Source organism: Vreelandella neptunia (genome assembly GCF_034479615.1).
Taxonomy (GTDB): Bacteria; Pseudomonadota; Gammaproteobacteria; order Pseudomonadales; family Halomonadaceae; genus Vreelandella; species Vreelandella neptunia.
In genome coordinates this window covers 2,010,907-2,033,152 of record NZ_CP140255.1, presented here as the reverse complement: position 1 = coordinate 2,033,152, position 22,246 = coordinate 2,010,907, and the positions used below count along the sequence as shown (strand labels likewise).

The following is a 22,246-nucleotide window of genomic DNA, read 5'->3' as shown; positions in this document are numbered from 1 at the left end:
GAGTGCAGGAATATGCGAAGGTGTCGCCTTTGCATATTCCAAGCCGCTGTTTCCAGCAGCAATTTTAGCCAAAACTTTTCACGGAGTGATTATGGCGTCTTCTCAACTGATGGCCGAGTACCGCCAATGGCTGACGTTTCAGCGTCAAGAGCAGCTCAGCCGCGAACATCAAGGGATCGTACAGCGTTTAGAGGACGCCCGGGCGTCAGCTAATCAGGTGCTTCAAGCCTACCGAAGCATGGCTGAAAAGGCCTCGATCGAAGGGGCCTGCTACCGCACGATTTTCTTGCGCCAGCGGGATGACAACCACGCCCTCCCCTGCGAAGGCTGGCTTTTTGTACGCCGAGTACTGAGCGAAGGCAATAGCACTCGCGTACGTGTCACCCTGCTTGAAACTTTTAGCCTTGAAGATGGCATCATGGCGCCAGGCGATAAACCTGCCCGCAAGCTTACTTTAGAAATATTTGACCAGTTAAATATAGATAAAGGCATGCGCACGAACGTCAGGGTCGACTGCCTGGACACTCCTCAGGATTACCACTTTATTACGCTACTCGATGCCGTTCGCGGCGACTTGCGTCCCCACCTCAAGTAAGTACTCGTATGGCAACGCGTCGCTCGATTACGTTTATTTTGCTGATGGTTGTGGTGGGGCTTAATTTACGCCCCGCCATGTCTTCGGTCGCTCCTCTACTTACCCGCTTGCAAGAAAGCGCCGGGCTTTCCGCTACCGCGGCAGGGTTACTCACCACGCTCCCCGTGCTTTTTTTAGGCCTCTCCGCCCCTCTTGCCCCTGCCCTGGCTAAACGTATAGGCAGTGAACGGGCGCTAAGTGCGGCACTGACACTGCTGGCTGTTGGATTGATTTTGCGTGGCTTACCCCTCTCCGGCGGGCTCTTTATCGGCTCAGCGATGGCAGGCTGTGCGATCGGCATTGGCGGCACCCTGCTACCGGCCCTGGTTAAGCGTGAACTCCCCGACAGTGCAGACCTGCTCACCGGCTTATACACCATGGCGCTCTGCTTAGGTGGCGCGTTAGGGGCTGGGTTTAGCGTTCCATTAACGCAACTGCTCGGCAGTTGGCAGGCGAGCTTGATGAGCTGGTCACTGTTGGCGCTGTTCGCATTAGTGCTTTGGCACTTCCAAATGCCCCGCACCACCATGACCAACACACCAACAGCGCCTAAAAGCGGTATTTTACGCCTTCTTAAGCAACCGCTTACCTGGCACGTTATGCTGTTCATGGGTATTCAATCGTCCATGGCATACATCGTATTTGGCTGGCTGCCTACACTGCTGGTTGATCGCGGTTATAACGAGGCCGATGCGGGCTGGACAATGGCGGTGTCGATTATGTGCCAGCTTGCCTCAGCGCTTGGCGCCCCTTGGCTTGCACGCCTGGGGCGTGACCAGCGTCCCGCGCTATTACTTGTGCTGTTTAGCACCGCCATAGGCCTGTGGATGCTGCTTATCGCGCCACTGGTATGGAAATGGCCCGGCGCTGCACTGCTGGGTATCGGCCAAGGTGGCAGCTTTAGCCTGGCGCTAAGCCTGTTAGTATTGCGCACGGCCAACTCACGCCTTGCCGGTCAACTTTCTGGGCTTGTTCAGGGCGGTGGCTATACGCTGGCCGCACTAGGCCCCTTTGGTGTGGGGGTTATGCTGCAATCAGGCGCCAACACACCACATATCGCCTGGCTGTTGATCGCCCTGATTATGGTTTGCTGTGGCTTTGCGCTACTAGCGGGCCGCAATCATCGCTTAGACGATCATAGTGGTGAACTTTTGGTACAGCGTGTTACGCCTACTTTCTGATTAGCAGGTTTCGCATAAAGCCCCAGGAGATGGCGATGAACCCCTACTCCCCTCTAGCCGACAGCGTTCCTTCCCAAGAGCGCATTTTAGTTATTTACACGGGCGGCACCATCGGTATGCAACAGCATGCAGAAGGGCTCACGCCTGGCGGTGACTTCACTAACCGCATGGCGACAGCGCTTAACCAGCTACCGCTTGCCCAACAGCAATCACTTCCGCCTTATGAGGTGGTTAGCTATACCACGCTGATTGATTCAAGTGCCGCTACCCCGCTCACTTGGCAGCAGATTGCCCACGACATTAACGACCAATTAACGGCCTACGCCGGTTTCGTGATTATTCATGGCACCGATACGCTCAGTTGGACGGCCGCTAGCCTTGCCTATCAACTCCAGGGGATAGATCGACCAGTGATCGTCACGGGCTCAATGCTGCCATTGGAATCGCCAGGCAGCGATGCCTTGGACAACTTGCACGGCGCGCTGCAGTTTGCCGCTAAGCCCGAGCTCCAAGAAGTGGCTATTTACTTTGCAGGACAATTATTGCGGGGCGCCCGTGCCATCAAGCAGCACAGCGAAGCAGCCAACGCCTTCGCCAGCCCCAACTACCCACTGCTCGGTGAGCGGGTAGGCGAAGATTTCGTTTATTACCCCAGCCGCGGACTTGGCCTGCAGCAGCGTGGTGCGCCGCGTTTCGAGCTCCCCGACTACCGCTTGGTCAATCAGGGAGAGATCGTTCGCATCGCCCTTTGGCCGGGCATATCAGCTTGGCAACTAGACGCCTGGCTGAGTGATGCGCGTGTCAAAGGGGCGCTGCTCCAGCTCTGGGGCGCGGGTAACCTCCCCGACGACCCCAGTTTGCTTCACGTACTTGCCAAAGCCAGCGGGGAAGGCAAACTGCTCGCCGCCATTAGCCAGTGCCCCCAGGGAAGTGTCCACTTGGGTGCTTATGCGGCGGGGCATGGCCTGAGCGATGCAGGCGTTCTCGCCGGCGATGATATGACGCCAGAAGCGGCATACACCAAGCTAGCCCACTTACTGGCACAGCCACTCGCGTTAGAGGATCAGCGGCAGCGCTTTTTAACGTCGCTAATCGGTGAACGCTAGCCAATCACAGCATTTGAAAGGTGGCGTAGGCTGAGAATCAAGCTATGTTGTAGGAAGCATTCTAACCGTTTGAAGGAACAACAGATTATGGAAAAACCGGTGCACCATTTCAGCGAACTATTCGAGCAGTTGGGCCTAGCATCTGACGCAGCTTCAATCGAGCGCTTTATCCAGCGCAACGCCCCGCTTCCAGAAACAATGCCATTGGCTGAAGCCCCTTGCTGGAACGAGGGCCAAGCAGAGTTTTTAAGAGAAGCCGTCGATGACGATGCCGACTGGGCAGAGGTCGTCGACCACCTTGACGCATCAATGCATAAACCACAGTAAGGCGGAGGCCTATTAATCGGAGGCTTGATAACTTATGCGCCGCTAGTACGGCGCTATCCATTCAATCGCGCTTCTACACGTTCAAGAATTTGGCGGCTGACTTTGCCGACTAGCGGCTTGGCCGCTTTGTTAACGGCTTTCTCCATTAAGCGGTTGCGAATCTCATAGCTCAACGTCAACGCCACTTCGGTTCCTTCTGGCACCTCGCGAAGGCGATAACGCCCCTGGTTCTTCACCCCATCCAACGACTCCCAGGCAAGCACATGGGGCGGCTGGATCTCGGTCACCATGACATCAAATGCCCAGTCCATACCCACGGCACGCACATGCCACCGATAGCGGTTTTCGCCCAGCGTTTCTATTGAGCGAATCAGATCCGAGTAATCGGCAAAATCCTCGACACGGCGCAATAGTTCAAACACACGTTCGGGCGGAGCGTTAATGATTTCACTATGTTCAATCGTTGCCATTGGTTCGCCTCTAACGACATGGATGGATAGCGTAGCATGTTGATATTAATGCTGCCCGCCTACGCACTTTCTACCTCACCAAGGTACTTCGATAAGCGCTAGAACTGGTCAGACTAACGGCTATTGCGTAAACTGCCGCCCTTCCGGACCGGACCCCGGAACGCCGCGACAGCTAAACACTGCTCGTGATTAATAAATTCTCCGACAAAGAGTGTTTTCTCATGTCATCAACACCCCCGATGGCGGCTGATACAGCCACCACGACCGTTGTTATCTATTCCGGTGGAATGGACTCTTTTACCGTGCTCCACCGCGCACTGCGTGAAGGGCTTAACGTACACGCGCTTTCGTTTGACTACGGCCAGCGGCACGCCCGCGAACTCGATACTGCACGCCAGGTGTGCGCCTCGCTAGGGCTCCCCCATCAAGTGGTCGATATTCGCGCTATACACGGCCTGATTGATAATTCGGCGCTCACCAACCCAGCCCAGGCAATGCCCCAGGGCGACTATGACGCAGACAACCTGCGCGCTACCGTGGTGCCTAATCGTAATATGATTTTGCTCTCCCTGGCGATTGCCAAGGCCGTCAATATTGGCGCAGAGCGCGTCGACTACGGCGCCCATGGCGGCGACCACGTTTTATACCCCGACTGCCGCCCCGAGTTCGTCGAGGCTATGAATCATGTCGCGGGCATCGCCAACTTCGAGCCGGTTAAGCTACACGCCCCTTATCTCAAAGTAAGCAAGGCCGACATACTGCGTGACGGCCTGGCAATGGGATTGGATTACCGCCATACATGGACCTGCTATGAAGGCCGTGAACTTGCCTGCGGCGTATGCGGCAGCTGCCGCGAGCGGCTGGAAGCCTTTGCCGCCAACGGCGTGACCGACCCATTGGCTTACAGCGTAGACAGCGCAGTAGGTCAGCGCTGATGTATCAAGTCAAAGAAGCCTTCTACACCCTGCAGGGGGAAGGTGCCCAAGCGGGCAGAGCGAGCGTTTTCTGTCGTTTTAGCGGCTGCAACCTGTGGTCAGGTCGTGAGATTGATCGGGCGACGGCTAAATGCACTTTTTGCGATACTGACTTTATTGGCACTAACGGCATCAATGGCGGTAAGTTTGCCACTGCTACCGCCCTTGCTGAGCACATTGCAGCGCTCTGGCCCAGCCACAGCAGTGACGCCAAGTCGAAGGCAACACCCTATGTGGTGTTTACTGGCGGCGAGCCACTGCTGCAGCTTGACACAGCGCTGATTGCCACGTTGCATAGCCATGGGTTTGAGGTGGCCGTCGAGACCAACGGTACTTTGCCACCGCCCCCAGGCATTGACTGGCTGTGTGTCAGCCCTAAGGGCAGCAATCCGCTGGCCGTTACCCAAGGCGACGAACTAAAGCTCGTTTACCCTCAAGCAGAGGCTCCTCCAGAGCAGTTTTCAAGCCTGGGGTTTCGCCACTTCTTTTTACAGCCGATGGATCTTGCTCCTATCAATCAGGATAAGACCACCGTCGCTGAAGCGACCGCATACTGTATGGCTAACCCCCAGTGGCGTCTATCGCTGCAAATGCACAAATTAGCAGGTTTTGATTAATGTCCCTATTCGTAAACCAACTGACCCATATTGACGTTTCAATTTGGTGTTCTGAGCGCGGCCTAGTGGGCTGTAGCTGGCAGGTAGACGCACTGCTGGATGGCGAGCTAGGCGAAGATGGCATGCTCTTCGACTTTGGTGAAGTCAAGCCGTGGATCAAGCGCACGCTTGATAGCGGCTTAGATCATACTCTACTGGTGCCCACCCAAGCCCCCGGGGTGATTGTTACAGAGTGCCCCGAAGGTGTGTGCATACGGACTACCACGCCCTACCCGATGGAAGTAAGGGGGCCAAAAGAGGCGTTTAGCCTGCTGCCGTGGAAAACCATTGAGCTTGACACGGTCGCTGAGTATTTAAGCCAGCAGCTCACTGAACAGCGTCCTAACAATGTCCACCAGGTCACCCTAACGCTGAACGACGAGGCCATTGAAGGCGCTGCCTATGGCTACACGCACGGCCTAAAGCGCCACCTAGGCAACTGCCAGCGTATCGCCCACGGCCACCGTTCGCGGCTACATATCCTTCAGCAGGGGGTACGTCAACTTAAGCTCGAACAGCAGTGGGCCGCATGGTTAGATAATCGTTACCTGCTTGAAGAGGCGGATATCACCTCACGGGATAACGACTTCCTGATCTGCGCCTACCGGGCCGCTCAAGGTGATTTCTCCATTACGCTGCCACAGTCGCTATGCGCGATCCTCCCCGGCCCCACCACGGTAGAAAATATCGCCGCTTGGCTGGCAAAAGAGGTTGCCACGCAAAGCGGCGTAACCACGCGCATTCAGGCCTTTGAGGGCATCAACAAGGGAGCGATTGCCATGTCTACACCTAGTGCTACACCAAGTCAGCTATGAGTGAAGGGTGTCGTGCGGGGTGTGGCGCCTGCTGCATCGCACCTTCAATTAGCTCAGCTATCCCCGGCATGCCTGAGGGCAAGCCGGCGGGCGTTCGCTGCGTGCAGTTAGACGAGGATAACCTGTGCCGTTTGTTCGGAGATCCGAGCCGCCCCAGGGTCTGCGAGCGGTTTAACTTTGACGCCAGTGTGTGCGGCGAGCACCGGGAAGAGGCGCTCGCCACCTTGACGTGGCTGGAGCAGGACACCCGTTAAACAGTGCCCTGCTTTAGTTTATCAACCTTCAGCGCCTACCGGCCGCGGTAAACGGCGATCCAACAAGCTGATCCAACGGGTTAGCACCGGCGCATCGCTGTGGCTGACTTCACTCAATAGCTGCCTAAAACTCTCTTTCGCCTGCTGGTCGTTAGGCTCGATACGCGTCAGCCATAGCTCAAGGGCCGCTAGCTCCTGGTGGCGATTGCCGTGCTCGCGGGACTGGTTTATCGCCATTTCAGCCAATGCTTTGACTTCATTGGCGGGGTGTCCCAGCAGAACACGCACCTTGGCCAGTTGGGTGGCTAATTCAGGCAAAAATAGCGTGGTACGTTCACGGGCAATCACCAAGCACTGGTCGAGGTACTCCTCTGCGGCATTTAGCTCGCCTAGTTCAATGCAGGCATCCGAGTACCACAGCACCGGCCGCTGGTAGCGGTCACGACCATTCAGCTCCGCCATCTGATCCAGGCTATCGCGTAACTGAGTCAACCCGGTGGCATCGCCTGCCAGGGCTCGTTGCCAACCGAGAATGCACTGGCTGGAAATTTGCCACAGCTGTAAATCGGGCGTTCCGGTCATTGCCGCCGCTCGTTCTGCATGCCGCGCGGCCAAGTGAACGTGACCTAGCTGACGGTAGAGCGCAGCGGCAAATAGCAGCGCCAGCGCCAAGGTACCGGGGTGGGCGATTTTCTCCGCCAGCCGAATCGCCGCCGATACTTGCCGCTCGGCACGCTGATAATCACCGCGCAGGCAGAGCGCCCAGCCCTGAAAGCAGGCGGCCGAAACTTGCGGATGATCGGAGAACGGTAGCCACTCGATCATCATTTGCGCATTGAGGGGATCGATTTCATCTAAATGGTCGTGAGCCTGCTGAATGCGACCTGCCCAGTATTCGCAGTTAGCGCGGGCATAGTCGGCCAAACGACGATAGCGAGGGTCTTCAAGACGTGCAGCGAGATCAGCGAGCGTCGACGCCAGTGCAAAGGCATCGGCATGAGCATAGCGCTGGCTACGCCCTACCCAAAGCCCCCATTTGACCAGGAATATCTGCTCTAGATCTTCTGGGTCTTCTAATCTATCGGTACCCGATTCGCGCAGTAGCTCCCTCGCACGCACAAAGCTTTCGTGAGCGGTAGGCGAGCCATGCCCCTCAAGTGAGAAGGCCGCCTGGCCGCGCACGGTGAGCAGACTCACTTCACGCTCAATCTCATGCTCGACGTGGCGCAAGCTCGCCAAACCGAAATCGGCCATGCGTAGTGCAGTTCGGTTGGCGCTCACCTTAAGCGCTTCCCGGGCGGCCAGTTCGAAATAGCGTGCACCACGGGCATAATGACCGCTACGGCGCAGATGGGTGGCAAAATCGCCGGGGTGGCGACTAATCCACACCGGGAAGCGCTCCTCAATTAAGGTCACTACTTGCTGATGCAGCTTGACCCGCACATCCCGCGGACAGGAAAGATAGGCCGCTTCTTGCAGCAGTTGATGGCTAAACTGGTATTCGTGTTCGCCGCTCTCTTTATCGACCGGCTCGACAATCTCAAGCGCCCGCATATGTTCGAGCGCTTGGTTAAGCCGACCTTTTTCCCAGCCGCTACACTCCAGTAGAAAATCCAACCGGAAGCGCTTACCCAGCACTGCCGCTATGTGGGCAATTTCTCGGTCACCCTCAAGCTGATCAATACGGCTTGCCAACAGACCTAATAATCCTTTGGGCAGTTCATCGAACTGGACACTGCGCCCTTCGCGACGATCCATATCCAGACGCCGGCAAATCTCCTGCATATAGAGCGGCACGCCATCGCAGCGCTCAATAATCTGGTTGCGTAACCGCGGGCTCAAATGAATGCGGTAGCGCCGTGACAGCTGTGACAATAGCCGTGAAGACTGCTGCGGATCCAGATTCCCCAAACTAATCTGTTGATCCCAATGTAGCTTCACCGGTAGCAGCTCTCTGCCGTGATGGCTGGCTACCAGCATAAAGGCGGTATTGATTGGCAAACGTGCCTGCAACCCAGCGAGCACTTTAAACGACGGCTCATCAAGCCACTGTAAATCATCGACCATCAGTACCAGAGTATGGGTAGTCGCCTGACGCTCGATTAAGCGGTGCAGCAACATCACCACCAGTTCAACGGCTTCACCGCTTTGGGCAAGCTGGGTGATCTCCTGAACTTCGTGCACCCCAAGCGCCTCTTCCAACAGGTGCTGGCGCTCGGGCGTAAGCTGGTCAAACTCCAGCGTCGCCTGTAGTTCGTGAATCGCCTCAACGGTTAGTGGTCGCTTGAGATACCAGCTAACCAAAGTGCGGGCAACGCCGTAGGGATCCAGCACCGACAGCCGCGTGGTGGGCTGCCAGCAAATTGCCGCATCGCGACTGAGCTCTAACTGGCGGAAACCGACCATCAGTGCCGATTTACCCATACCAGACGCCCCGCGTACTAATACGCTTTGACGCAAACCTATACCTGCCCGCGCCAACGCATCGCGCAGCGTACGCAGCGAGGTTTCACGCCCGACCAGGCTAGGCGGCAGCGCATCTCGGCCGCCTTCGTTTAGGCCAAGCACTAAAGCACGCAGTCGAACGCGACCGTCACTCGCCACCAAACGCGATACCAGCCGCGGCTGTAGATCCAACGCGGGCGGCATGTGCTGGCTGGCTTCTTGAGAGATGACCAGCTCACTGCCTTCGGCCGCGCTCATTAGCTCCAGCGAGGTTTGGGTGACTTGCCCCAGCGGATCAGCCAGTTGCCGCTCGGGTAGATAAACGACTCGCCCGCTATGCAAACCAGCAGCTAACTCAAATTGCGGCACTTCGCCTTCGCCAGACCAGTGGCGGGCACTCTCTTGGGGAAGCGCCTGTCGGCAGTGCTCATAGAGCGCCACTAACTCAGCCAACTGATGAGCAGGCCCGTGGGTGCCGAAACAAGCTAACCCCAAGCCGCCGGTGGCGCCAGGCAGCCAGAAGCCGCCCAAGTGATGGCACTGCTGCTCTAGCCAACGCAATAGCTCCAGTTGCAGAGTGAGACAGTGGCGCGTCGCGGCACGATCTTGCCACTCCCCTTTTAGGCGCAACCGGATAGCCATTACGGAAAGCTGGCGCAGCTCAATCTCATCTTCACGTAGAGGTTTGCTGTCCGCCGCCAGCGCGCGGGAAAAAGCCCCTTGAGGGCTCATCATGCGCGGGTCATGGTGGCCGTCAGACCAGTAACTGGCCAGCTGTAAGAAACTAGGTTCAGGCTGCTGGCCTGACAATGCCAGTAGCTGCAAGTAGCTATTATACTGCTCATGAGCGGCGGCCATTTGATTCTGTTCAGCCAGCTGGCGTACCAAGCGCTCATGAAACGGGCCATAGCCAGAGAAGCGACTCACCAGGGTTTCCAGGATCAAATCAGGCACATCGGTGTGAGCTTCGAGCACCTGTTCGGCAAAACGAATGACGCGCTGGCGCCATTCATTGCGCACCTGGACTAACCAGCGCTGAAACTCACTACAGCTGGCCAATTGAAGCTCTTCAATTAGGTCACCTTGGTAACAGGTCATCAGTGCTTCCAGTGTATCCAAGTCACGCGGCCCTTCGAGCAGCTGCTGCAGCGTATGCAGGTCGACTTTCCAATTGGCCGGAAGCTGGAAGGCAATCGTTTGCCGGGAGACGCTTAATACTTGGTCAGCACTCTCTCCCAACGACTGCCGTAAACAGTGCAGCGCGTGACGCAGGTTAGTCCTGCCGGAAGATAACCCTTGGTCGGGCCACAGCAGTTCCGCCAGCGCGGCACGATTAACCGGCTGACGATGTAGTAACAGATAAACGAGCAGCGCTTTCACTTTGTCGTAGCTGAAGTGAGTTAATACATCTTCACCCTGAGTGAGTGAAAAATGGCCAAATAGGGTTAACTGGTCTGTCTCACGAGCATCGCGCATGATAAACATCCTGCCGGGCTAAGCGGGTTAAGCTGGCACGCCGCTATGAAAACGAAAAGCAGTATCGGTCGAAGTAATCAGCTCCGCTTCACGCGCTACAAAAAAAGCGATCCGCTCGTCAATTGAGTCCGATGTCTGCTGGCGAGCCAGTAGCAGATAATCCTCGAAGTGACGGCCTTCTGACTTCACCAGGGTGCGATAAAACTTGGCAAGCTCTTCATCTAAATAAGGAATTAAGCAAGCGAAGCGTTCACAACTGCGCGCTTCAATAAGTGCGCCGATGATGAGCACATCAATTAACCGTTCGGGGTCATTGCTGCGCAGGTGTCGCCTTAGCCCTTCCGCGTAGCGTGAAGCGGTCAAGTGCTGGTAGGCCACACCGCGTGCTTCCATGAGCGCGACTACTTGCTCGAAATGCAGTAACTCTTCACGAGCTAATTGCGACATTTTGCTCAGCAAAAGTGGTTGATCTACATAACGATAGAGCAAGCTCATAGCGGTAGATGCGGCTTTTTTTTCGCACTGCGCATGGTCAATTAGCAGCGTTTCTGGATTTTCAAGCGCCCACTGCAGCCATGCTTCAGGGGTCGCACAGGCCAAAAACTGGTGCAAACTTTCCGGCAGCAAATCATCCGCTTTCACTGCGTGATCAGCCGTTTGCAAGCCACTCTTTTTTGTAGTTTGTGTAGAAGGTTGTATCAACATAACACCATCACCAAGCTTATATCTCACTATTGTACAACATATAAGGCCATAAGGCGCTTATAGTTCCCTGTTGCATACCATTCTCTACGACCTGAATCATCTATTACTAATGTAGCTACGCGTTTAAAAATGCTCCACACACTTTTAATCAATACGCTTGCATAGGCACTACAGCAGTAAAACGGCTCTCCAGTTAAGTAAGTGAGGAGTATGGTAACGCGCTGTAACGATAATCACACCCGCATAGCCTAAGGTTCGCTATGAAATGGAAAAAACTTTCCTGATTTTGAGCCAATTGGCTAATAAAAAGCGTTTTTTTGATCCGTTTAAATCGTGACATCAACATAAAGTACAAGAGTCGTCTCTGCTTGCCAGCTTAACATTGTCGACAGTTTGCCGTAGAATCGCAGCCATCCAACCACACGCTGTTTGTCAAGCGTATGTCATATGTGATCGGCCCCACTTTATAAAAACTGCGCAGCCAACACCGTGCAATGTGCAGGCCGTCACCATAAAGTAAATGAAACGTGAATGAGAGGGCCCCAACGTGCTTGAAGCTTATCGCCAACATGTCGAGGAACGTGCCGCCGAGGGCGTCCCGCCCAAACCCCTAAATGCCGAACAAGTAGCCTCACTGGTTGAGCTACTGAAAACGCCACCGGCCGGTGAAGAGGAGTTTATCCTTGATTTAATCACCAACCGCGTTCCGCCGGGCGTTGACGAGGCCGCTTATGTAAAAGCAGGCTTCCTCACCGCTATTGCGAAAGGTGAAGCGAGCTCTCCGCTGATCGACAAGATTCACGCCGTCAAGCTGCTGGGCACTATGCAAGGTGGCTACAACATCGTTTCAATGGTAGAGCTACTCGATAACGAAGAGCTTGCCCGCGAAGCAGGCGAGCAGCTCAAGCACACCCTACTGATGTTCGACGCCTTCCACGATGTGGAAAGCCGCGCCAAAAATGGCAACAGCGTCGCGAAAGAGGTGATTCAGTCCTGGGCAGACGCCGAATGGTTCCTGTCTAAACCCGCACTGGCTGAAAAAATCACCCTGAGCGTGTTTAAAGTTCCTGGTGAAACCAATACCGATGACCTGTCACCTGCACCGGATGCCTGGTCACGCCCGGATATTCCGCTCCATGCCAACGCCATGCTCAAAAACGAGCGCGACGGCATTGAGCCAGTGGTTCCAGGCACCACTGGCCCGCTCAAACAGATCGAAGATGTTAAAGCCAAAGGCTTCCCCGTCGTCTATGTCGGCGACGTAGTCGGCACCGGCTCATCGCGTAAGTCAGCCACCAACTCGGTGCTGTGGTTCTTCGGCGACGATATTCCCTACGCACCCAACAAGCGCGCTGGCGGCTTCTGCTTTGGTAGCAAAATTGCACCTATCTTCTTTAACACCATGGAAGATTCAGGCGCTCTACCGGTTGAAATGGACGTCACCAACCTGAACATGGGCGACGTCATCGATGTTTACCCCTACGCAGGTAAAGTGTGCAAACACGGTAGCGATGACGTTATCACCACTTTTGAGCTTAAAACGCAGCTGATTCTGGATGAAGTACGCGCTGGCGGCCGTATTCCCCTAATCATTGGCCGTGGTTTGACTGGTAAGGCGCGTGAGTCACTGGGCCTACCCACTTCTGACGTTTTCCGCCTACCCGATCAGCCTAAAGATACTGGCAAAGGCTTCACCTTAGCGCAGAAAATGGTCGGTAAAGCCTGTGGTCTTGAGGGCGTTCGCCCCGGCATGTACTGCGAGCCCAAGATGACCACCGTTGGCTCGCAAGACACCACAGGCCCGATGACCCGTGATGAGCTGAAAGACCTTGCCTGCCTTGGTTTCCAAGCCGACCTGGTTATGCAGTCGTTCTGTCACACCGCAGCTTATCCGAAGCCCGTGGATGTGGATACTCACCACACCCTGCCCGACTTCATTATGAACCGTGGCGGCGTTTCACTACGCCCCGGCGACGGCATCATTCACAGCTGGCTTAACCGCATGCTGCTGCCTGATACGGTGGGCACCGGCGGTGACTCGCACACCCGTTTCCCGCTCGGCATCTCATTCCCGGCGGGTTCAGGCCTGGTAGCGTTTGCTGCTGCCACCGGCGTTATGCCGCTGGATATGCCGGAGTCAGTACTGGTTCGCTTCAAGGGCAAACGCCAGCCCGGCGTTACGCTGCGTGACCTGGTTCACGCCATTCCGCTCTACGCCATCAAGCAAGGCTTGCTGACCGTTGATAAATCCAACAAGAAAAACGCCTTTTCAGGGCGCGTGTTGGAAATTGAAGGTCTGGAAGACTTAACGGTTGAGCAAGCCTTTGAGCTTTCTGATGCATCCGCTGAGCGCTCCGCCGCTGGCTGTACCATTACGCTGTCGGAAGAGAGCGTTACCGAATACTTGAAGTCTAACATCACCCTCTTGAAGTGGATGATGGGCAACGGTTACGGTGACGAGCGCACCATTAGCCGTCGTATTGAGGGCATGGAAGCTTGGCTGGCTAACCCCAGCTTGATGCGTGCTGACCAGGATGCCGAGTACACCGAAGTTATCGAAATTGATCTGGCTGAAATTAAAGAGCCCGTTCTGTGTGCGCCGAATGACCCTGACGATGCGCGTCTGCTGTCTGAAGTCGCAGGCCAGAAAATCGACGAAGTCTTTATCGGTTCTTGCATGACCAACATCGGCCACTTCCGGGCTGCTGGCAAACTGCTTGAGAAGCAGCCTGCCGGTAGCTTAAAAACCCGGCTGTGGCTGGCACCACCGACGAAAATGGATCAGCATCAGCTGACCGAAGAGGGCTACTACGGCATCTACGGCCGTGCCGGTGCCCGTATGGAAATGCCGGGTTGTTCACTGTGCATGGGTAACCAGGCCCGCGTTGCCGCTAAGAGCACCGTGGTGTCTACGTCTACACGTAACTTCCCGAACCGTTTGGGTGACGGTGCCAATGTGTACCTCGCCTCTGCGGAACTGGCGGCCGTTGCCGCAGTAGAAGGACGTCTCCCCAGCGTTGAAGAGTATCAACGTTATATGAGTGAGTTTGACGCTATGGCGGGCGAGATTTATCGTTATATGAACTTTCACGAAATTGAGGAGTATCAAAAGATCGCCTCAAACGTGATTCCGGTCGCTCAAGAAGCCTAACGCTTATTAAGCACTTGAAACAGACCGCCCCATCGCCGATGCTCGCACCATCGCAGAAGATGTGAAACATTGCATTTTCTGAGCCGATGACCGAACGCCCCGCCACTGTTTTACAGGGCGGGGCGTTTTTTTATGCTCTACCTTTCTAAACTGATCGGTAATACAACAGTGTTTACCCTTAGGAGCGTGTAATGACCCATTCGATTGATATCGTGACGCCCGATCTCTGCGATGCGCACCCAGAGGTTACGGTGCTTGACCCGATGTTTGCCAATTTTGGCGGGCTTGAAGCTTTCTATGGCCCTATTCGTACAATCAAATGCTTTGAAGATAACTCCATGGTGAAACAGGCCGTTGCCGAGCCGGGCAACGGCGCGGTGCTGGTGGTTGATGCGGGTGGTTCGCACCGCTGCGCCATGCTGGGGGATATGCTCGCCGAGCAGGCCGTCGCCAACGGCTGGGCGGGGGTCGTTATGTACGGCTGCGTGCGCGATGTGGAGATACTCGCCTCTCTGCCCATTGGTGTTCAGGCGCTAGGTAGCCATCCGCGCAAAAGCGAAAAACGTGGCGAGGGACAGCGAGATATCGGCGTTACCTTTGCCGGCGTTACTCTTCAGCCTGGCCAGTGGTTGTATGCGGATAACAACGGCATTATTGTTGCCGAGCAAGAGCTACCACTTTCTTAACAACGACCTCCGTAGTCATTAAATTTGTCTTAAAAGAGGCCCTTGCCAGGTGTGGCGGTTACTGCCACCCTGGTGACTCATTCTTACCGTTTAATGACGATGCAGCCTTTGACCTATCTTGGCTCTGCCTTACTGCGCACGTTACGCGATCATCTTCGTCCACTGATCGCCTATCACCTGTTTTTTACGCTGCTCGCCTCAGCCTTGCTGCTGCCAGCGATCACCTGGGTAACTCGCTGGCTGCTGGCCCAGCTCAACCGAACCGTGGTCACCAACGATGAATTGATCTCGCTACTGTTTAGCCCGCTGGGTTTAGTAGGCATGCTGGTGGGGCTTGGGTTCGCGTTTCTGATTATTTACTGGCAGCAGGCAGGCATGCTGCAGGTTGCCGTCAGGCCCCGTGAAAATCACTATCGGCTGGCTCTTGAAGCACTCTGGCTAAGCACTCGTCGGCTGCCTGCCCTGGCAGGTCTCGTCATACTGCAGGTAGGCACCCACTTACTACTGCTCGCCCCCTTTATGGCCGGCCTAGCATGGCTTTACGATTTCTGGCTGAGCGGTATAGACCCTTACTATCTACAGCGTGTGCGCCCTCCCTCACTGTGGTATTTCATAGCTTGCGCACTACCACTGCTTATTACCTGGGTATGGGCGGCATCATGGCTCTACCTGCGATGGCTCTTGGCGCTGCCCTTTGTTGCCTTGGAAGAGTGTAATCCCTGGCAGGCACTTAAACGAAGCGTTAGCCTAACCCGCGGCTGGCGCCGCTCCATTGGCGCAGCAGTACTTCTACTATTGGTCGTCATTGTTAGCCTGCCGCTACTGGTGACACTGCTCTTTGACCGGCTATTCACGCCGCTTCTGTGGTGGCTGCCGGAGCATAATGCCGTGCTCATCCCAGCGATGCTGGCGTATTTACTTGGCTATGTGCTGGTCACCCTGGCCATTACCTTCATCGGTATTGCCGCCAATGCGCTGCTTTCCGCCTGTCTCTATATGCAGCTGGCCCATCGAGAAGCTCGCCCTGCACCGCCACCTGAGGATGTTAACGCAGGCAAACTGGCCTGGGCGGTAGAGCTGAGCGTACTTATTTTTGCCGGTCTTCAAGCGTGGTGGATACTCAATAGCTTTGAGATACGTGACAACGTCGCGGTGATTGCCCACCGTGGAAGCTCCATGGTGGCACCTGAAAATACCCTTGCCGCGCTGGAGCAGTCGCTGCTTGATGGCGCTGACTATATCGAGATAGACGTACGTTTGAGCCGTGACCAGCAGGTTATGCTTTACCACGACCGCAGCATGGCACGGTTAACCGGCGACAACCGTGAGTTTGGCGAGCTTACCAGAGAGCAACTCAGCCAATTCGATGTTGGAAGCTGGTTCGGCGATGCTTTTCAAGGTGAGAACATTCCAGGCTTGGATGAAGCGCTGCACAGGGTACGTGGAAAAGCCGGACTAATGATCGACATCAAGCCGCTGCCGGGCCAAGAACAGGCGCTAGCCGATGCCGTTATTGAGGCCTTAAATGCAGAGAGCGATGTGCGCTATCGCTGCTGGGCGACACAACAAAGCGCCTTCGATGGCTATACAGCGTGCGGTTTTCCCAATGCGCTAATGGATATGCGCATGGCAACCATGTCGCCATCATTACTGGAGTATTTGAGTCAGCGAGCGCCATCGCTGCGCGTTACCTTGCTGGCTCAGCTTATTCTGCCCGGCACCCTAAACCGGCGTGACTTTGCTGCCCTTGGGCTACGCCATAATCGCATTACGGAAGGGGAAATTCACTTAGCACGACTGTATGGCTACGAAATACACGCCTGGACCGTTAATGATCGAGCCAGAATGTCGACGCTAATTGACCTGGGTGTCGATGCGATTATCACCGACTACCCAGACCGTTTAACCGAGCTTATTCAAGTCCGTCGCGAATTAAGCGACGGTGCGCTGATGCTAGTAAAGCTGCGCAACTGGCTTCGCCAATAGAAATTGGCCTAGTCACCCATTACCACCCCTTCGCGCCGGGGGTCAGCACCACCAAACAGGGTGCCATCATCAAGGCGCATAATGGCTTGAAGGCCGCTGGTTAGCTCCCGCTCGCTTACCACATGGCCACGCTCGCGCAGTGATTCGATGGTCGCCTTAGGAAAACGCCCCTCTTCCACATAGACATCCCCGCCCAGCGTAATAGCATGGGGAAGGTTGAGCGCCTCTTGAGCGCTTAGCCCCCAGTCGCGCAGCGCTACCAGCGTACGGGCGGTGTAATGAATAATTGCGGCGCCACCAGGTGAGCCCAAGCTGGCGACTAGCTCGCCGGTTTCTTGATCAAATACCAAGGTCGGGCTCATGCTAGAGCGTGGGCGCTTGCCAGGCTCTACCCGGTTTGCTACGGGATCGCCATCCACTTCAGGTGTAAATGAAAAATCGGTGAGCTCGTTATTGAGCAGGAAGCCTCCCGCTAACCCCGTGCCACCATCGGACATAATCCGCGAACCAAACGCCTGCTCAATAGTGGTGGTCATAGCCACCGCGGTGCCCTCCTCATCGACAATACTGATATGGCTGGTACCGTACTCGGGCTGTTCAGGCTGGCTAGCCCAGCTAACGTCTAGCTCCCCAGGGTTACCCGGTTCAGCGCTGTCGCCCATACTCATCTCTTCGATAAGTGCACTGCGCTGCTCCAAGTATTCCGGGGCTAGCATTAGTGACCAGTCGCCTCCCGGCGCCTCGACAAAGTCAGGATCGGCGATGTAACGGCCACGATCCGCAAAGGCCAAGCGCGAGGCTTCCAAGAATTGATGCAGCCACCCACTGCTTGCAGCACCACTGTCTAATGGGGCTTCAAGCAGTGGCTGCTGATCAAGCATACCTAAAATCTGCATCACGGTCAGATGACCCGATGAGGGTGGTGGAAAACCGCATACTTCCCACTGCTGCCAAGGCGTGCATAGCGGCTCACGGGTAAGCGCTTCGTACCCGCTCATGTCCTCAATCGTCAAACCACCAGGGCGCTCAGGGTGGTTCTGAACGCGCTCAACAATGTCTTGTGCCACGGTTCCTTCGTGCAAGGCGACGCTGCCTTGCTCAGCAACGCGGCGAAGAACGGCTGCCAACGCTGGGTTTTTGAGCGTTTCGCCAACGGCGATAGCCTCACCGTCTGAATCATAATAAAACTTGCTCGCTACTGGGTCTTGGCGCAGAAACTCATCGTTTGCCAAGCTGGTATGCAACCGATTGCTAACCTCAAAGCCCTCCTCGGCCAAAGTGATTGCCGGGGTAAATAGCTCCTCCCAGGCTAGCTCACCGTGCTCAGCGTGGGCTTTTTCCAGCATGCGCAGCGTGCCCGGCACGCCCACTGAGAGACCGCTAACCACTGCTTCATTAAACGCCAGCGGCTCACCATCTTGCATAAACAGCTCACCGTTAACGCCTTGGGGAGCGGTTTCACGACCATCGTAGGCACGCACTTCATCGCCATCGAAGTGCATCAGAAAAGCACCACCACCAATACCACTGGATTGCGGCTCGACCAGGTTCAACACCATCTGTACCGCAATGGCCGCATCAATGGCATTACCACCGGCTTTAAGGACTTGGTAACCGGCATCGGTGGCGAGCGGGTTAGCTGCTGCTACCGCAAACGACTCAGCTTCCCAGCCGGGCTTCTCTTCGTAGCCCGATTCGCTTTCAGGAGAAATGGAGGGTGTCTCATAGCTAAACCCCCAGCTATACAATGGCGCTACCAGCAGAACAGGTAGCGCAAACTTAACCGATTTTGGTGACATCTCAGCGCTCTCCATGACAAGTTAAAAAACCACTCCAGAAGAGTAGCCTATTAAAACATCAACGCCCGGCACAATGGCCGGGCGTAAAGTAAAAACCAATGTAGGCTTGATTAGTCGATTTTTTGCCCTGCGAGCATAAACCAGGTCTCCAGCACCGCATCCGGGTTGAGTGATACAGAATCGATACCCTGCTCCATCAACCATTTAGCCAAATCAGGGTGGTCTGACGGCCCCTGCCCGCATATACCGACATATTTGCCCTTTGCCTTACAGGCTTGAATGGCCATGGCCAGGAGCTTTTTAACCGCCCCATTACGCTCGTCAAACAGATGCGCCACTATGCCGGAATCACGATCCAAACCTAACGTTAACTGGGTCAGGTCGTTTGAGCCAATCGAGAAACCATCAAAATACTCAAGGAACTCATCGGCCAGCAGCGCGTTGGCGGGAAGCTCACACATCATAATCACTTTAAGCCCGGTGGGGCCACCACGCTCTAGGCCATTAGCCGCCAACAGCTCTACCACCTCACGTGCTTCGTCGGTGGTACGCACAAAGGGCACCATGATTTCGATATTCTCGAAGCCCATCTCTTCACGCACCCGCTTGAGCGCTCGGCACTCGAGTTCAAAGCAGGGCCTGAACGCCTCTGAAATGTAGCGCGATGCACCCCGGAAACCGAGCATGGGGTTCTCTTCACCCGGCTCATAGAGTTTGCCGCCAATCAGGTTTTCGTATTCGTTGGATTTAAAGTCGGACAGCCGTACGATAACGCGCTGGGGATGGAACGCTGCCGCTAGCGTGGAGATACCTTCAACCAGTTTATCGACATAGAAGCTGACCGGGTCGGTGTAACCTGCAGTACGTAAATCGATCACCTGCTGTAGATCAACCGGCAGGGTGTCGTACTCCAACAGCGCTTTAGGGTGGACGCCGATCATGCGGTTAATGATAAATTCCAAACGCGCTAAACCCACGCCTGCGTGAGGCAGACTGGCAAAACCAAAGGCGCGGTCAGGGTTGCCCACATTCATCATAATTTTAAAGGGTATTTCCGGCATCGCATCGACGCTGGAGACTTTGCAATCAAACTCCAACAGCCCTTCGTACACATTGCCGGTGTCGCCTTCCGCACAAGAAACCGTGACGTCGATACCCTCTTTTAGCTGGGTAGTCGCATCACCACAGCCAACCACAGCGGGGATACCCAATTCGCGGGCGATAATCGCCGCATGACAGGTGCGCCCACCGCGATTGGTGACGATCGCGGAAGCACGTTTCATGATCGGTTCCCAATCAGGGTCAGTCATGTCAGTGACCAGGATATCGCCATCATGGATCTTGTCCATGTCGTCTGGACTTAACACCACTTTAACGGTACCCCGGCCAATGCGTTGACCAATCGCTCGACCGGTTATTAGCGTGCGGCCCTTTTCACGCAGCTGAAAACGCTCAAGCTTGCCGCCCTCCTGCTGGGACACCACCGTTTCAGGACGCGCCTGGACGATGTAAAGCCGGCCATCATCGCCATCTAATGCCCACTCAATATCCATGGGCCGCTGGTAGTGCTGCTCGATAGTCATTGCCTGACGGGCCAGATCCATCACTTGCTGATCGTTGATACAGAAGCGGCCGCGGTCGGCATGGGGCACATCGATGGTTTCAACCGATTTACCAGCGCTGGCATCTTGGCCATAAACCATCTTGATCAGCTTGGAACCCAAATTACGGCGCAGCACCGCCGGGCGGCCCGCAGCCAGTGTCGGCTTGTGCACGTAGAACTCATCGGGATTGACGGCGCCCTGTACCACGGTTTCGCCCAGGCCCCAGGAGCCAGTGACAAAAACCGCGTCTTTAAAACCAGACTCGGTGTCCAGGGTAAACATGACGCCGGCCGCGCCGGTCTCTGAACGCACCATTTTCTGAACGCCCGCCGACAAGGCGACATTTTCGTGGGCGTAGCCGCGGTGCACTCGGTAGGAGATCGCACGATCGTTAAACAGCGAAGCAAAAACCTCGTGCACTGCACGCTTGATATTGTCGAAGCCTTCAATATTCAGGAAGGTTTCCTGTTGGCCTGCAAAGGAGGCATCGGGGAGATCTTCCGCGGTGGCTGAGCTGCGCACGGCTACTTTCAGTTGCGGGTGCTGTTGCTGCAGCTGGCCGTAGGCATCGCGCAGGGCCGCTTCAAAGCTAGGGGGTAGCGGCGTGTCAATGATCCATTGGCGTATATTGCGACCCGCCTCGGCCAGCGCCTTAACGTCATCGACGTCCAAGCGTGCCAGGGTGGCATTAATGCGTTCGTTTAATCCTTCATGGGAGAGAAATTCACGATAAGCGTGGGCGGTGGTGGCAAAACCGCCAGGAACCGTCACGCCAGCACCGGACAGGTTAGATATCATTTCACCCAGCGAGGCGTTTTTACCACCTACGCGTTCGACGTCCGCCATGCCCAACTGATCGAACCACAGAATGTACTCTTCCACGTAACCCCCTCGCTCATAGATATCTGCATGACCTTGACGATCATGGATAATTGATTGAGACACCCTAGCACCGCGCCAATATATTCGCCATTGGTCTAATAGCGAAGAGAGTGGAGGATTTTTACAACAGCAGGGCTTTTTGGGCTATTTATGTAGTCGGGCGTATTCGATGCAGAAAACCCTATTAGAGATGGCACGTTGTGCTGGCAAACAGCTCGGCTCACAATAGGCGTATCACTCACCCGTGGATTTAGTTATGAAACGTACGGCTTTTTTTATTTCAGATGGTACCGGCATCACGGCGGAAAGTTTAGGACGAAGCTTGCTGGCCCAGTTCAGCGATGTTGAGATTGATATGCAGACCAAGCCCTACATCGATACGTTGGAAAAAGCGCAGGCGTTAGCAGCGATTATTGAGTCGACGGCCAATCGCGATGGTCATCGACCAATCATTATCGACACCATTGTGGATCAGCAAATTCGTGACGTCATTCGTCAGGCATCCGGGTTTAAAGTCGATATTTTTTCAACCTTCCTGGAGCCCTTAGAGCAAGAGCTGGAGACCCACTCTTCCTACAGCGTTGGACGCACTCACTCGATTGGCAGCGATGATGTCTATATGGATCGTATCCACTCCGTCCACTTCGCGCTGGATAATGATGACGGTGCACGCACCCACCAATACGATAAAGCGGATATCATCCTGGTTGGCGTCTCGCGCTGCGGCAAAACCCCTACCTCGCTTTATCTGGCACTGCAGTTTGGCATTCGAGCAGCTAACTATCCGCTGACAGAAGACGATTTAGATGAAGATGGTATGTTGAAGTTACCCAAAGCGCTCGTGCCCCATCGGCAAAAGCTGTTTGGGTTAACCATCGATGCGCGACGCTTATCGGCAATTCGCAATGAAAGACGCCCCAACAGCCGCTATAGCTCAATGGATCAGTGCCTACAAGAAGTGGAACAGGCCGAGTCGCTCTACCGCACCATGCACATTCCGTATATCGATGCGACGCGCTTCTCGGTGGAGGAGATTTCAACGCGGATGATTGCTGAAACAGGCTTAGCGAGGCGTTTTTCGCCCCGCTAATGCAA

17 protein-coding genes are annotated in these 22,246 nt (G+C 55.3%); 12 read left to right on the top strand and 5 right to left on the bottom strand.

Annotated features, from left to right (window positions below):
- Positions 1-91 precede the first annotated feature (91 nt).
- The 4 genes from SR894_RS09440 to SR894_RS09425 all read left to right on the top strand — a co-directional run bounded on the left by SR894_RS09440 (position 92) and on the right by SR894_RS09425 (position 3,248).
- A complete protein-coding gene (locus SR894_RS09440) occupies positions 92-595 on the top strand; it encodes a hypothetical protein (protein ID WP_133733492.1) in 504 nt (167 codons plus the stop codon).
- An 8-nt stretch (positions 596-603) separates the two neighbouring features.
- Entirely contained in the window at positions 604-1,815 is a 1,212-nt protein-coding gene (locus SR894_RS09435) for an MFS transporter (protein WP_133733493.1), read from the top strand.
- 29 nt (positions 1,816-1,844) lie between these two features.
- Positions 1,845-2,921 (top strand): asparaginase, encoded by a 1,077-nt coding sequence (locus SR894_RS09430; protein ID WP_133733494.1) that lies wholly within the window; start codon positions 1,845-1,847, stop codon positions 2,919-2,921.
- Between the two features lie 87 nt (positions 2,922-3,008).
- Positions 3,009-3,248 (top strand): DUF2789 domain-containing protein, encoded by a 240-nt coding sequence (locus SR894_RS09425; protein ID WP_133733495.1) that lies wholly within the window; start codon positions 3,009-3,011, stop codon positions 3,246-3,248.
- Positions 3,249-3,301: 53 nt separating this feature from the next.
- On the opposite strand, the gene SR894_RS09420 is transcribed toward SR894_RS09425, so the two are convergent.
- Entirely contained in the window at positions 3,302-3,718 is a 417-nt protein-coding gene (locus SR894_RS09420) for an SRPBCC family protein (protein WP_133733496.1), read from the bottom strand.
- 221 nt (positions 3,719-3,939) lie between these two features.
- Here SR894_RS09420 and queC point away from each other — a divergent pair, with 221 nt between their 5' ends.
- Genes queC through SR894_RS09400 form a run of 4 tightly spaced genes read left to right on the top strand, consistent with a single transcriptional unit; the run spans position 3,940 to position 6,417 of the window.
- Positions 3,940-4,653 carry a 7-cyano-7-deazaguanine synthase QueC gene (gene queC / locus SR894_RS09415; RefSeq protein WP_133733497.1) on the top strand — a complete coding sequence of 238 codons (714 nt, stop codon included), beginning with the start codon at positions 3,940-3,942 and terminating at the stop codon, positions 4,651-4,653.
- Complete coding sequence (gene queE, locus SR894_RS09410) at positions 4,653-5,309, top strand: 7-carboxy-7-deazaguanine synthase (RefSeq protein ID WP_133733498.1); 657 nt, start codon at positions 4,653-4,655, stop codon at positions 5,307-5,309. The genes queC and queE overlap by 1 nt, the downstream gene beginning before the upstream one ends.
- Positions 5,309-6,163: a 6-carboxytetrahydropterin synthase gene (locus SR894_RS09405; RefSeq protein WP_133733499.1), complete on the top strand. Its 855-nt coding sequence runs from the start codon at positions 5,309-5,311 to the stop codon at positions 6,161-6,163. Before queE ends, SR894_RS09405 begins: the two co-directional genes overlap by 1 nt.
- A complete protein-coding gene (locus SR894_RS09400) occupies positions 6,160-6,417 on the top strand; it encodes a YkgJ family cysteine cluster protein (RefSeq protein WP_088700028.1) in 258 nt (85 codons plus the stop codon). Before SR894_RS09405 ends, SR894_RS09400 begins: the two co-directional genes overlap by 4 nt.
- A 21-nt stretch (positions 6,418-6,438) precedes the next feature.
- On the opposite strand, the gene SR894_RS09395 is transcribed toward SR894_RS09400, so the two are convergent.
- Together SR894_RS09395 and SR894_RS09390 are read right to left on the bottom strand one after the other, a co-directional pair.
- Positions 6,439-10,338 carry an ATP-binding protein gene (locus SR894_RS09395; protein WP_133733500.1) on the bottom strand — a complete coding sequence of 1,300 codons (3,900 nt, stop codon included), beginning with the start codon at positions 10,336-10,338 and terminating at the stop codon, positions 6,439-6,441.
- 27 nt (positions 10,339-10,365) lie between these two features.
- Complete coding sequence (locus SR894_RS09390; protein ID WP_133733501.1) at positions 10,366-11,043, bottom strand: MiaE family protein; 678 nt, start codon at positions 11,041-11,043, stop codon at positions 10,366-10,368.
- Positions 11,044-11,590: 547 nt separating this feature from the next.
- Between SR894_RS09390 and acnB the strand changes: the two genes are divergently transcribed.
- The 3 genes from acnB (at position 11,591) to SR894_RS09375 (ending at position 16,866) form a co-directional block, all read left to right on the top strand.
- Complete coding sequence (acnB, locus tag SR894_RS09385) at positions 11,591-14,194, top strand: bifunctional aconitate hydratase 2/2-methylisocitrate dehydratase (protein WP_133733502.1); 2,604 nt, start codon at positions 11,591-11,593, stop codon at positions 14,192-14,194.
- A 191-nt stretch (positions 14,195-14,385) separates the two neighbouring features.
- On the top strand, positions 14,386-14,880 hold the full coding sequence (rraA, locus tag SR894_RS09380) for a ribonuclease E activity regulator RraA (protein WP_133733503.1): 495 nt from the start codon (positions 14,386-14,388) through the stop codon (positions 14,878-14,880).
- A gap of 42 nt (positions 14,881-14,922) precedes the next feature.
- Entirely contained in the window at positions 14,923-16,866 is a 1,944-nt protein-coding gene (locus SR894_RS09375) for a glycerophosphodiester phosphodiesterase family protein (RefSeq protein ID WP_133733504.1), read from the top strand.
- Between the two features lie 8 nt (positions 16,867-16,874).
- Here the strand turns inward: SR894_RS09375 and ggt are convergent, their stop codons facing one another.
- Together ggt and ppsA are read right to left on the bottom strand one after the other, a co-directional pair.
- Positions 16,875-18,665, bottom strand: coding sequence for a gamma-glutamyltransferase (gene ggt / locus SR894_RS09370; protein WP_133733505.1), 1,791 nt, complete (start codon positions 18,663-18,665; stop codon positions 16,875-16,877).
- Between the two features lie 110 nt (positions 18,666-18,775).
- On the bottom strand, positions 18,776-21,151 hold the full coding sequence (ppsA, locus tag SR894_RS09365; protein WP_133733536.1) for a phosphoenolpyruvate synthase: 2,376 nt from the start codon (positions 21,149-21,151) through the stop codon (positions 18,776-18,778).
- 256 nt (positions 21,152-21,407) lie between these two features.
- On the opposite strand from ppsA, the gene ppsR reads away from it, so the two are divergent.
- Positions 21,408-22,241 carry a posphoenolpyruvate synthetase regulatory kinase/phosphorylase PpsR gene (gene ppsR / locus SR894_RS09360; protein WP_133733506.1) on the top strand — a complete coding sequence of 278 codons (834 nt, stop codon included), beginning with the start codon at positions 21,408-21,410 and terminating at the stop codon, positions 22,239-22,241.
- The last annotated feature ends 5 nt before the right edge of the window (positions 22,242-22,246 follow it).